The sequence below is a fragment of the Lysinibacillus sp. F12 genome (assembly GCF_057773605.1).
This window is the reverse complement of record NZ_JBYMLP010000007.1, coordinates 184,972-198,935: the sequence shown is the minus strand read 5'-3', so window position 1 is coordinate 198,935 and position 13,964 is coordinate 184,972. Positions and strand designations below refer to the sequence as shown.

8 protein-coding genes are annotated in these 13,964 nt (G+C 36.0%); 4 read left to right on the top strand and 4 right to left on the bottom strand.

Going from position 1 to position 13,964, the window contains the following annotated elements:
* Positions 1-467: aldehyde dehydrogenase family protein (locus tag AC3CH7_RS22490; protein ID WP_488381900.1), on the top strand; the 467-nt coding region annotated here is incomplete at its 5' end.
* A gap of 262 nt (positions 468-729) precedes the next feature.
* Positions 730-2,709, top strand: coding sequence for an S-layer homology domain-containing protein (locus AC3CH7_RS22485; RefSeq protein WP_488381899.1), 1,980 nt, complete (start codon positions 730-732; stop codon positions 2,707-2,709).
* Positions 2,710-2,841: 132 nt separating this feature from the next.
* Here AC3CH7_RS22485 and AC3CH7_RS22480 read toward each other — a convergent pair whose 3' ends face one another.
* The 4 genes from AC3CH7_RS22480 to AC3CH7_RS22465 all read right to left on the bottom strand — a co-directional run bounded on the left by AC3CH7_RS22480 (position 2,842) and on the right by AC3CH7_RS22465 (position 11,409).
* Positions 2,842-4,758: an N-acetylmuramoyl-L-alanine amidase gene (locus tag AC3CH7_RS22480; RefSeq protein WP_031417531.1), complete on the bottom strand. Its 1,917-nt coding sequence runs from the start codon at positions 4,756-4,758 to the stop codon at positions 2,842-2,844.
* A 236-nt stretch (positions 4,759-4,994) separates the two neighbouring features.
* Positions 4,995-5,906: a C40 family peptidase gene (locus AC3CH7_RS22475; RefSeq protein ID WP_012292871.1), complete on the bottom strand. Its 912-nt coding sequence runs from the start codon at positions 5,904-5,906 to the stop codon at positions 4,995-4,997.
* Between the two features lie 221 nt (positions 5,907-6,127).
* Positions 6,128-7,186 carry a CAP and S-layer homology domain-containing protein gene (locus AC3CH7_RS22470; RefSeq protein ID WP_230584337.1) on the bottom strand — a complete coding sequence of 353 codons (1,059 nt, stop codon included), beginning with the start codon at positions 7,184-7,186 and terminating at the stop codon, positions 6,128-6,130.
* A gap of 221 nt (positions 7,187-7,407) precedes the next feature.
* On the bottom strand, positions 7,408-11,409 hold the full coding sequence (locus AC3CH7_RS22465; RefSeq protein ID WP_481276928.1) for a rhoptry family protein: 4,002 nt from the start codon (positions 11,407-11,409) through the stop codon (positions 7,408-7,410).
* A gap of 568 nt (positions 11,410-11,977) precedes the next feature.
* On the opposite strand from AC3CH7_RS22465, the gene AC3CH7_RS22460 reads away from it, so the two are divergent.
* Positions 11,978-12,655, top strand: coding sequence for a hypothetical protein (locus AC3CH7_RS22460; protein ID WP_012292868.1), 678 nt, complete (start codon positions 11,978-11,980; stop codon positions 12,653-12,655).
* Complete coding sequence (locus tag AC3CH7_RS22455) at positions 12,655-13,908, top strand: HlyD family secretion protein (protein WP_036160813.1); 1,254 nt, start codon at positions 12,655-12,657, stop codon at positions 13,906-13,908. Before AC3CH7_RS22460 ends, AC3CH7_RS22455 begins: the two co-directional genes overlap by 1 nt.
* The last annotated feature ends 56 nt before the right edge of the window (positions 13,909-13,964 follow it).

Sequence of the window (13,964 nt, the reverse complement as noted above, 5' to 3'; positions counted from 1 at the left end):
CGGTTATTGACCAAGCAGCATTCAATAAAATTACGGAATACATCGAAATCGGTAAAGGCGAAGGTCGTCTAGTAGCTGGTGGTACAGCAGATGATACAGTAGGTTACTTCGTACAACCAACTGTATTTGCGGACGTAGAGCCTTCTGCACGTATTATGAAAGAAGAAATCTTCGGACCAGTAGTAGCGATTGCAAAAGCAAAGGATTTCGATCATGCGATTGAAATTGCGAACGATACAGAATACGGTTTAACAGGTGCTGTCATTACGACAAACCGCATGAACTTAGAAAAAGCACGTGAAGAATTCCATGTTGGAAACCTTTACTTCAACCGTGGTTGTACAGGTGCGATTGTTGGCTACCAACCATTTGGTGGCTTCAACATGTCAGGTACAGACTCAAAAGCTGGTGGCCCAGACTACCTACAACTTCACATGCAAGCAAAAACAACTTCTGAAATGCTATAATATTTTCCAGCATAAAAGCCGTACATAGTTTAATATGTACGGCTTTTTTTATTGTTTCACTCAAACCTATATATAATAGAAGAAACTCATGTGAATTTTGATTCACTTCCCTCTCAGATTCCACTATTACGTTCTCTATATAAGCCAAAAGGATACTTTTCTCCTATAACAATCTGGTATATTTTATGATATTTCTAACATTTGACCCTTAACTTGATTCTGTAACTTTGTTAAAATGATAACAGTTTAGGAGGGTAAAACTATGAAAAAACTATCAATTTTAATGTTACTCATGATGCTTGTTAGCGTACTCATTTCGCAACCCCAAAAGGCCTATGCTGATGAGCTATCAGGACATATGCATGAAAGTGGTCTGCGTTATTTGATTTCCAAAGGAGCCTTGCTGAAAGATGCAAATGGCAGCTATCGTCCGAATGATACTGTTACACGCGGTGAATTCGCCACATACATAGCAAAAGCTTTAAACTTAAAGACAAAAGATACTATAACGTTTACAGATGTCTCTGACACATATTTATTGGCCAATGAAATCAATCTTGCTGCTACTGCTGGAATAATTACCGGCTACACAGACGGCACATTTAAGCCTGAAGAACGTATCTCAAGAGAGCATATGGCCGTTATGTTAATTAGAGCGGTTGATTATTTAAAAATCCCAAAAGGGACTTCCTCTATTACATTTAAAGACAATGCTACTATTTTCAAAGATTTCCGTCAGGACATTGCCATAGGAGCTCAATTGGGACTTATTAAAGGAAGCTCTAACGGCATGTTCTTACCTAGAGACAATGCTACCATTGCTGAAGCTTCAACTTTTATACTTCGCTTAATTCTCCTTGCTGATACTGTTGAAAATAATGATGGGAATACTGATAGCAACGGTAATACTGGTAATTCTAATAATAACGGCAACTCTGGTAACGACAATAATTCAGGTAACAATAATAATGAGAATGCTGCATTTATTGTCAAAGAAATCACAAATGGTAATTTAGTAGACAAGCAATCCTATACTAGCTTTGAAGCTGCTGAAAAAGCAGTGACAAACGGTTCTTTAGTGGTTACTCAAAATAATAAGATTATAAAAATGTCTTCGGGTATGATTGTCACAAATAATTATGTCGCATTAAATTCCGAGACGATTAAGGATCAAATTGCAATTGCTGCTAATACAGAAATGGAGTATCTAGGTAGTGATGCGACTCACGTTAGAGTACGTCTAGCTGGACATGTTGGCTCTTTAAAACAAGCAGACGTTACCTTAATCCCTTCTGCTTTAGTAAAGGGACGCGCTTATTATACAAATGAAAATGGTGAAATTAAACATACCTTATACGATTATAAATCCAATAAGTACTCATCTAGTTACGTCTACGGCAAGGCCCCTAGCTTTATGAAGCAAGGTGAGAAATACTTTAGCTGGGATGGTATTAATTTTACGAATGTGAACGGCTCTTCAAAAGGTGAAGGCTATAATTACTATCAATTCTTACCTGCTCGAGCTACGACACAATATACAGCTGAAGAAATTGATCAATATATTATGCAAAAGCTAGCTGAGGTTGAAAGCTCAGGTGCTTCTATTTATAAAAATGCTACAACGAAAAGTAAACTGATTGGTTTAGGTTCCGTGTTAAAAGATATAGAAGCGAATGCTCATATTAACGCCATGCTTATTTTAGCACTTGCACAGCATGAGAGTGCCTACGGAATGAGCGATCATGCTCAAAATTTTAATAACCTATTTGGTTTATATGTATATGATACAAATCCTCTAAACAAAAAATTTGATAGTGTTGGCGCAAACATTAATGAGCTTGTCGAAAAGTTTCTACAGCCCAATTACATTACGCCTGGCGGACGTTATACAAATGGTTCAGTCGTTGGCTCTAAAGCGATTGGATTTAACGTCAAATACGCCTCTGACCCTTTCTGGGGAGCCAAAATTGCTGGACACTATTATCGTGCAGAAAAAGTATTGGGCTATAAAGATGCTAATAGCCCGTATAAAATTGCACTAACAACAACCGCTGGTCTAAATGTTCGTGCTGATGCATCAACACAGCAAAGTCCACTATTCACCTTTAATAAAAGTAATATGCCTGTCATTGTCACAGATACTGGAACAAATGGTTGGTATCAAGTGATTTCAGATAAATTACACTCAGAACCAGCTTATATTAGTAAGGATTATATTAAATTCATTAATACAGTAAAATAAAACCCAAAAAGCTACCTCTCCAACAATGGAAGGTAGCTTTAATTGTTTATTGTTTGGGAAACTGGGTAGTTATTAGTAAAGAGAAAAAACGATCCCAAAGCTCGTAAAACTTTGGAATCGTATCTTCAACTCTTATTGTTTTTTATAGTATTGCAAAATACCATTATAAATAGATTCTGCAAATAGATTCACGTATTGATCATTGGTCATTTTATTATGGTCCTCAGTGTTTGTTAAGAAACCAAGCTCCACTAGAATAGACGGAATGACCATATTACGAATTACGTAGTACTGTTCTTGTTTAACACCACGGTTTTTCATATTTAAATTGTTAACAATTTGGTTATTTACAAATGTAGCTAAATCTATGTCTTCCTGATACATATCTCCTGTAGATATAGCATAATATGTTTCAGTACCTTGTGCTGACGAATTGGCAGCAGAATTGACATGGACACTAACAAAAATCTCACCATAGTTTGCTTGCGTGAAATCTACTCGATCTTGTAATGATGGATACGTATCACCAGTACGTGTCATATACACTTTGGCACCAGCACTCTCTAGTAATTGCTTTACTTGCGTGCTGACCTTTAATGTAATGCTCTTTTCAGAAACAGAGCCTTTTACTGTCCCTGGATCTTTACCACCGTGACCTGGGTCTAGGATGATAACGCGATTTTGTAGAGGTTTAGCTGACTGATTTAATAGCTTTAAGTAAGATTTATGAACATAACCTGTTTGTCCATTGTAAGTAATTTCTGCCCAGTAACCACTAATGCTATTAACTTGGACATACTCTCCTTTATTCAGCTTGAAAAGTACTGCTGACGTTGAATTACTTTGACTACGTACATTTAGGTTAGCAACCGTTACTCTTCCCAGTACATCTCCAGAAATAACTGGTGGTGTACCTGGATCTGGATTAGGTTTTTCTTCTTCAACCGCATCTGTTGTACTATTGGCTACAACATAACCAGGTAAACCATCCACTTGTGTTAAATAGTAGCCACCTACTGTTTTATACACTGGTAATTTTACATTTGTTTTAATCGTTGAAATTACTTTTGCAGAAGAAGTTGGCTTCACATATAAGTTAACCGCATTTTTTGTCGTTACTTCTTTTTCGACTGCTCCTAGCACATTACCATCTGCATCTAAAAACTCAGCGTACTGTTTGAAAATATAAGCATAAGCACCTTTATAAGATACTTTTAACCAATTGCCTTCAACTGCATATACTGATAATTTACCACCTGTATTGACTTTACCTACAATGTTCGTAGTTGAACTACTATCCGTTGATTTACGAATGTTTAAACCATCTGTAGTAACCTTTACTAAGCCAATAACTTGAGATGTATCTGGTACAGTTACACCTTTTACAGGCAATTCTAAACGATATTTCTCACTTTTTGCACGTGCCACAAATAATGAAAATTGAGAACGTGTCACCGTGCTGTTTGGTAAATATGTTTTACCTGTTCCGTTTGTAATCCCATTATAATAGATCGTATTGATGTACTTTACATATTCGTGTGTAATCCCTACATCCGTAAATGGAGAGTCAATTCCCTCATACTCACTTGTATCTAAATTAAATGCTTTTGTTAAGACATAGCTCATTTCTCCACGAGTTAGGGCTTTGTTTGGTAGAAATTCACCTTTTATATTTTTGTCGAAGAAACCTAATTGTACAGCACGTTCTATATAACCTGACATTTCAGTGCCTACTGTAACATCTGAAAAGCTTGATTTATTTACGATTAATGGTTTGTTTCCAGAGGCAACGACAACCATTTTGGCTGCTTGTCCTCTTGTTACATTGTTATTTGGGCCAAAAACTCTTTTACCATTCACAAAATAGCCTTGGATTACACCCAAACTTACTAAATAATTAATTTCTTCATAGGCTGGGTGATTTTTAGTGACATCTTCAAATGTTATATTTGAGTTGGTAGCTGCACTGACACTTGCACTATGTATCGTAAACATAGAAGCCGAAATGAATAAGACGCACAAGATAAGACTAATTTTTTTGATGTTCAATGTCTTATTTCCTCCCTTCTTGTTCTCTTAACGTGTCCATTTTAACAAAATTAGCTAAATAATGCATCATACAATAGAACTGTTAAAATATATTTTCCATATCACTTCCTCTCCTACGTAGTTATCATAAAAATAGAAGAGTCTGCAAATGCAAACCCTTCTTCCATTATAAGCTATTCAAAAGATCAATTCTTGCAATCTATGACAAAATTAACATGTAAAATTCATGAATTTATTTATTGTTGAATTCTTTCAATAAAAACTTTAAGTTGATTGATTTTTAGTAAATCATCAGAGCCGAAGCTTCCATCTCCATCGCCATTTGTAACACCATTAGACGCCAGGATAGAAACATAATCACTAGCCCAGCTATTTTGTGAGACATCACTAAATGCTACTGTTTCCCCTTGGTTTTCAAGACCGAAAGCTAGTACTAAAACTTTTGCGATTTGTGCACGTGTAATTGGTGAAGATGGGTTGAACTTACCATTTTCATCCCCTTCAAAGATACCTAATCTTTCAACAGCCGCAATAGCACCTGCATTTGCATTTGTTGGTTTTACATCTACGAAATTAGTAGTTGTATTAGAAGTATCTAAGTTTAAAGCTTTTGCAATTTGTACAGCAACTTCTCCACGAGAAGCATATACTGAAAAGTCAATTGCAGCTTTTTTTACTTCAGCTTGCTGTTGCGAATCAAATGTTGCCACACGTTTAGCCCCTACATAACGAGAACCCCAATAATATGGGTCGTTAACACTTGAGTAGCTAACACCTTGACCAGTTTGAGAGTGGATCATTTTTCCATCACCTATGTATATACCCACATGTGAAATACCACTACCACTTGTATTGAAAAATACTAAGTCACCAACTTGTAAATCGCTCTTTGCTACTGCATCACCTTGTTGGTATTGAGAGCCCGATGTACGGTTTAATTGAATACCTAAGTCTGAAAATACTTTAGATGTAAAGCCCGAGCAATCAAAACCACTTGTTGTTGTACCGCCGTATTTATATGGAGTACCTAAATATTTAGAAGCTGTTTCAGTGACATTTTCTTTTGTCGCTGCTTCAGCAGTATTTATATGAGTTGTTGAAAATAACATGAAAGATGCAAAAATCGGTAATAACCATTTCTTATTCATACTTTTGTTATACCCCTCTCAATACTTTTTTGCCTATAAATAGACTATCACAAAAGAAGGTCTTGTTATTTTTCATTTGTGTAACGGTTTTAGATAGCAAAAAAACGCTGTAATACCAACGTTTGGTCGTATTTCCAGCGTTAAAAGAGGGATTTTTTTATTAAATTTCGAAGCCTTCGTAACATTACTGTAACATTAGTGCTCCTTTGTTACATAACAACTTATTGACTAGAAAACAATTGGACCCAATAGTAATTTTCTTTGCTATCCTGCGCTATTGCAACACCTGTATTCGTATAATTTTCTTTCAAAATGTTATCACGATGACTCGGTGAAGCCATCCATGCCTTTACCGCAACCTCTGGCGTTTGGATATTTCTCGCGATATTTTCTCCAAAGCTCGTGTAATCATAATCAAATAAAGTCGCTAAATCCCATGGGGCACCATAATATGGAGAAACGTGTTCAAAATAATGGCGGTTCACCATATCCTGCGCTTTAATAATTGCGATTTGTGTCAATTTTGGATCATACACAACAGGTTCTAGTTTTTTCTTTTGTCTTTCAACATTAATTAATTCAATCACCTTTTTAGACCACTCTGTAGAAAGGTTGACAGTTGGGATATAATCCTTTGCCAAATAATCATAGGCCACTTCCAATTTGTTTATTTTTTGCTGAAAATAAATACTTCGTTCAACGAACACAGCAAATTGGGCGCGTGTCACTAATTGATCAGGTGCAAAACGTTTAGCTTCAACCCCACTGATAATGCCTATATCAGCAAGCGACTCAATATAATTTTTTGCCCAATGAGAGCCAGGAATATCCGCAAATTGGGTACTATTTTTGTTATCAACCTTAAACTGATATGCTAATGCTAGCATTTTTGCCACTTGCATTCGCTTTAAAGGCTCCTCAGGATAAAAGGCTTCTCCTTTTTGGATAATCCCCAATTTAACAAGCTGGCAAATTTCTTTGTAATAGGGATGACTAGCAGGGACATCCTTAAAATTTGTCATATTCGCTATGTCTACATTGGTCTGAATAGAACGAGCAATGGCTGCAGCCGCCTCCGCTCTTGTAATAGCCTGCTCTGGCTTAAATGTATAATCGCTATATGTAGTCATATATTTTTTTGAAAGCATATGTTGTATCGAAGCATTTGCCCAATATGAATTTGAAACATCTACAACTTTGGCAGATGCCGCTTCTACCTGATTTAAACTAGTTAAACTTCCTACGGTTGCAGCTATTGAAAGTACAACAATACTCAGCATTTTCTTCAACAGGGCTACCTCCTCCATATGTCAAATATGTAGCAAACGGCGCTTTTTCATCACTGAGGTCAGGAAACGAAAATTCACCATACCTACTATATGATACGAAATTCAAATAAGATAGTTTCACTTTTTTGGAAAATCATCAATAGATTCATCATTGATCATTATAAAAGGAGTTTTCCCTTAATATTCATTGGGAAAACTCCTTTTTTCTCATACTATTGAATCATTTTAAGATATTCTTCTAAAATACGATAATTATATACTAATCCCTGTTGCTCTATCGACAATGAGCTGTAGTCTTTTTGAGCTGATAGCACTTTTTTCTCAAAGGATGAGCTATCTGGATCGATATTTCCAATCGCTTGAACAACCTTAAGAACTGCAGCCACATCTTTTTCAGCCTGTTTAAGTAAGTCTTCATTGATGACTTGTCCGCGTACTTTAGAATCCAATGCCTGATAAGCAGCCACGGCATTAGCCACATCTTCAATATACGTTGGTGAGCTTGGAGAAAGTCCCGCAATTATTTCAACGACCTTCTTGACATCGGCCATACTTTTCTCCGCTTCTAAGAGAATCGAATAATTGGAGATACGCTGTTTATCTGTCGTATTCAAACTATCGTATTCTTTTCGTACGGCTTCAACCATACCAAAGTAGAACTTATCCTTAGGATTTAATTTTGCAATGTTATTATAGACTTTTATAACGTTGTCTAAGGATAGTAATAATTGGTCGTTATACACATATCGTCTTTGGTCAGCATTCAGCTTATCATAAGCTTTTAAAATCTTTTGATATTGACTATTCATATCTTTTGCTGTTAAAAGTCGATCAATATCCTCCACAATACTCATAACGGGCTTAATCAGCTTTTCTTGGTCTTGTAATACTCTGTAGTTTTGCACAGCTCGTTGCTGATCCTTTGGTAAAGCATTATAAGCAGCACGTATTTCTTGAATACGTTTGACATACTGCTTTGGATCAATAGATGGTAAAGCATCAATCATCTGCATTACATTGCCAGCCCCAAGGATACTTGATTCAGCCGCTTGCAATAAGTAGTAATTTGTCACATATTGCTGCAAATCGGCAGGAAGTGCATCATAAAGTGAACGGGCTCTTGCTGTATCTTGAAGGAATGTATTGCTTGAAGATTTTAGTTTACTAATCAATTCCACTACATCGGATACAGGCTCATATTTTAATAGTACATCAATATTGTTGATGTATTTTTTTTGATCTTTTGTTAGTTTGTCATATGCCTTACGTATAGAGTTGACATTACTAACAAAGCTTTTCGATTGTGGATCTAGTTCATTAATTTGTACCATCACACTTAAAATAGGTTTAACCTCTTTTTCACGTGTTGTTAAATCTTTAATATTCGACACTAATTTCTTTTGATTAGATGACAGCTTATCATAGGCTACACGTGCATTCATCAGCTTTGTTAAATAGTCTGCATCTTGCACTTCTGTTAATTTAATTAGCTCAATTACACCCTCAGCTAGCCCCTGTTCATTTTCAGCGGCTACCAGTGCATCATAGTTGATAATGGCTTGCTTCTTCTCCTCAGATAGCGCATCGTAAAGCTCACGTGCTGTTTTCATATCTTGGTAGAATGTTTTACTTGTTGGCTTTAACGTAGCGATTAGGCCAATTAATGAAGCCACATCTTCGACAGACGTGAGGTTCGCATAGTTCGTCACATGTTTTTTTGAAACTTCATCAAGTGCATTATAAGCCTTTCGAGCGCCAAGTACTTTTTTCGTATAATCCTTACTCGATGGGTCCAACGCATTGATTAGTTGAATAACCTTGATAACAGCTTTATTGCTCTTTTCATAATTACTTAAAGTTTTTGCCTGCTCCACAAGCTTCTGCGCATTTTTATCTAATGCTTTATAGGCTGTCGTTAGCTCTGCTACCTTTTGGACAAATGTATCTGGATTCTCATTGGCTAATGCAAGAACACGTTCATCAAATGCCTTTGCCATATTGATATAGTTCTGTGCTTTTGTAAGGTCAGGATAATTAATAACTTGGTCTTTATCTGCTAATGCTGTGTAAGCATCTGTTGCTGCCTTCACATCATCTTTATACGTTTTTCTGGAAGGATTTAATGCATTAATTTGCACAATTACCTCTATTACAGGTACAAGCTCTTTTAAATTCTTATAATTTTTGACATAGGTTTTATTCTTGTCATCTAGCTTAGCATATGCTGTATAAGCTGATTTAGCTTTTGAGATATAGCTCTTAGAGGATGGATCAAGTTTTTCAAATTGTGAAATGACATTCACAACCGTTTTATAGGATTTCTCTAAATCAGTTAATACCTTAATATTTGTTACACGGCTTTTTGCTGAAGACGGGAGACCATCATAGGCAGCTCGGGCTGCTAAAATATCTGTAATCATATCATTTGATTGACTTAGTTTTGATATTTGCTCAATCACACCTGCTATTACTAAATCTTCATTTAATAGATTGGATAGTTTTTCTTCAAGTTTACTTTTCATTTCTGCCAATGGAGCCGCATCATCACCATTACCAGCATTTAAAGACGTCACTTTAGATTGCAGTTCCGTAATTTGGTTCTTGTAATCTTGCATGGTCGGTTTAAGCGCATTCACTTGTTTCGATAAAGTCGCATATTGGATTAAAAGCTTTAAGCGATCACTCTTTTGCACAAATGCCTGTTCTTCCACAGCTAATTTATCAAAAGCCGATTGAGCAGCAAATGTTTTACTCTCGAATGTAGAAGCTTTAGGATCAATAGCATCAATTAATTTGTCCACACTTAAAGACGCATTATAAACCTTCTCCCACTTTGTCAGCTCTGCAAGGTTATTGACAATTTTTTTGACATTCGTCGCGTTAATAGCTGTGCCATTTGTTGCTTGCGGCACATCATAGGCAGTACGAGCATCTTTGATAGCTTCCACTTTATTTGAGGCATTTGCAATTGCCACAATAAGTCCTTCGATTTTTTCAGCAGAAGCAATATTTGCTATTGCTACCTGTAGATCAGCTGTATTTTTTACAAGTTCTTTATCGATTGTTAATTGATCATAACTACCTTTAATAGAATCTACTTCTGTGCGATAAGCAGGATCATTTGATACACGCAGTGCTGAAATTCGTTTGGAAATATCAGCAGCCTTTTTATATTGTTCAAATGTAGAATAGTTTGCCACTAACTTTTGTGATGCTTCATCTAAGGCATTGTAGGATTTTTCAATAGCAGTTACTGCACTAATAAAGCTTGTCGCTGAAGTAAATTCTGTTGGTTTTTTAGCCATTAATTGCGTAATACTTAATGAAACTTTATCTATGGCTGATAGACCAGTTAAAGCATCCTTATATTTTTTAAAGGGTGTTACCACATCATTATTTGGATTATAAGCTTCAGCCACTTTCTTTTGATCGGCCGTTAGTAAGTTATAAGCTGCTGTAACTTTATCTAATGCTGACGAAATAGCTGGATAATCTGTTGGATTTTGCTTTAATACAACTACTAAAGCATCTAGTTCTGTAGCAGTAGTTTTTACTGCTGCTGCATCATCAACCAATTTTCCTAATTTCGCAATATCTACTCCTTTGCCCTTAAAATAGTTATTGCGATCAGCCTCTTTATAACCATATTGTAAGACTGTTCCTCGAATGGTATTAGTAATACTGCTAGCGCTATTAGCAAATGCTGCATCGACAGCTTCCTCAAATTGTTTTTGTACGAATAAATATGAATGGTCTGTCGTTTCATTCCCTAAAAAATTGTCATATTCTGTTTCTACAGCTTTCACATCATCTATAAATGTCTTACTAGTATAAGAGATAGTACTAATTTTCTTCCAAATTGCTTGTAGCTCATTTAATAGACGACGTTGCTCCACTACATAATCGTATTTTGCTTGAATAAGCGCCTTTTCATTGTTGTCAAATCCAAGATCATTTGAATTTTGTACAACTTTGATATCACCATCTGCTATAACCATCTCATTGGCAGTCGAATTCTCTGATAATTTACCGAATTGGGCAATGAGCTGTTCCTTTGTTGTAGCAGCTGCTACAGCATTGACATAGGAAACTTGCTCCGTTTGAACTGTAGCACGAGATTGTGCATCATTTTCCTGTGCATTTGCGATAGCTGTAGGTGCTAATAATAGACTTGTTATAACACCTGCTGTCAATTTTCGATTCAATCGAACCACCCTTTCATTTTTTATGTATAAGAAAATGATTCTGTTCATTTTCATTTATCCTAAATCTTCATGTGATTAAAAAGCCTCCGAGGTTTTTCGAGCAAAATCGAAAAATCTGGACATAATTACGCAAAGACATAATTAATGAATCATTACTTTAGTATCGGTGTAAATTACATGTTTTCAAGCCATTCTATTATATTTACAAAATAACGAGCGTCAAAAGTAGTTTTTCAAAATTACTAGCTAGAAAAACAGGAAGTTATTTCAATTATACTATACAATAGATTTATATGGATTCTTCGGATTTCAAACGCCTACCGAATCATATTAAATCCTTTGGCAGAAATCACAGATTTTTGAAAATGTGCTTTCGAGTAAGTCCGAAATAATGTGACACGAATCTGCCCAGATGTAATTGATAGTAGGATGTTTTTCATCCATCGACATGTAATGACGAAATACGTTTTTTCAACGAAATTATTGGAAAAAAACAGCTATTTTCATATGTCATAATGTCTTTGCAAGGTGTATACTACATCTTTGATATCCTATTTTGGAAGAAAGGACGCTGTTTATGTTTTACCATTATAAGTTCTGGCATAGCTTAAAAAATCCTACCTACTTTACAAACATCGTAGAAAAGGGCGAGATCATCGGATATAAAAAACGTGCATTAACGGTGTTCATTCTTTTCATCCTATTATTTGCTGCTCGCGAATATTGGGGAATGGGGACAGAGAATTTAACGTCCTTATTTGCAATGGATTTACAAAATGAATACTATGTAGCACGCGTACTTTCCATGCTCGGTGCCATTTTATGGGCAATTATTTATTTTTGCTTCCATTATTACGGTGTTACCTACTTATTACATCTATTAACGGACATTCCTTATACTTGGATAAAAAGAGTCCAGCTTTATGTTGTTGCCTTTCTACTCATTGAAAAAGCAATCCTCTTTGCTGTTTTTTATGGAGTTGGCTATACAACGATGTTTTCATTCTTTTCTTTGGCACCCGCTGCCTTACAGGTCATTAAAACTGACTTCGTGTTATTTACAATCAATCAGCTGACAGTAACGTCCGTTTTAATCATTATTGTGCAGTATTTATTCCTGTCGAAATGGGAGGAAGAAGCTAGTAGAAAAATGTTAGTAGTCAAATTGATTGGCTTACAACTATTTATGGCCTTATTTGTGGGCATGATTAGTGTGCTACCCATTAAAGAATGGATTGCTAGGGGGTTAGGATGATGGCATTTATCAAGACAAGACCATGGACAAGTATAGGTATTGTGTTGGCGATGCTCATAATCGGTATAAATGCTTATTTTGTTTTCAAAGAAGATAGCACCGTGACACGATCCTACTTTATTGACGAATTTCAGAAAGCATATATCGGTACGAATACAGAGCGTGTCAATAAGGAAACCATTGTGGCACCCGCTGAGACGTATACCATTACAGCTGATGCAACAAAGTTATCCGCTGTCAATGTAAAGCGCGGTCAGGAAGTGATGATGAATGATTTACTCGCTACCTTTAAAACAGATGAAGTAGACGAGGAGCTTACAAAGCTTGAATCGGAACGTACTGCCTATGAAACAGAATTAAATGATTTACAAGATGCACTTGATCAAATTGAAGATGAATACGACGATTCGAATCCAAAAAGCTCTATTAATACCGATCAAATCAATGATAAATTGTCTGTGACATTAAAATTAGAGCTTGCTCAACAAAATTCGCTATCGACAGCAGTTGCCCTGTTAAATCGACATATCGCTGAAACGAATCGTCAAATTGCGCTCATTGACGCACAGATCACACAAATAGAATCACGTCAAGGCATCATCAGTCCTATCGACGGTGTAGTAGCAGCGGTGAAAGAAGAAGCTGGTGCTTTAACCTTCGAAATCTATTCTAATGAAAAAGCCATGTATGCTTATTTATCTGAAAAAGAATGGCAACAGGTACAGGAAGGCCAAACGGTTGATTTTAAAGTGAAACATGTCAAAGACGCATTATCTGGCATCGTATTAGATAAGCAAATGATTGCTACAAATGATGAAACCTTTTGGGCAAATGAATTAGCCAAAACAACAGACCTACCGCAGCCAACAAATTATGAAGTAGTACTGCAACAAGATGCGCCAATAGAGGATGTACCGTTTTCATCAACTGGCAAAGCCTCCATTATTGTCAATGAAGCGTTCGATTCTTATAAGGTCGATAAATCGTGGTTAGCGACAACAAAAAAAGGAAATAAAAAGCTTCATATCATTAATCAGGATGGGAAAATCCAACTGATAGATATTAATGTCCAATTTAATACGGCTCAATCTGCTATTTTCTCGGACTATCTCGATGAGGGAACACCAATGCTCTCTAATGAGAAGCGCAATATGGAAGCCTATACCTTCCGTACTTTACCTATTGAGAAGTTACACTGGAAGCAGTTTAAAGAGTTAACTTGGAAGCAATATGTGAAATACATTGTTTTCTAAATGAAAAATCCGCTTCATTCTCTTCAGAGAGTGGCGGATTTTTTCTGTAAAAATAC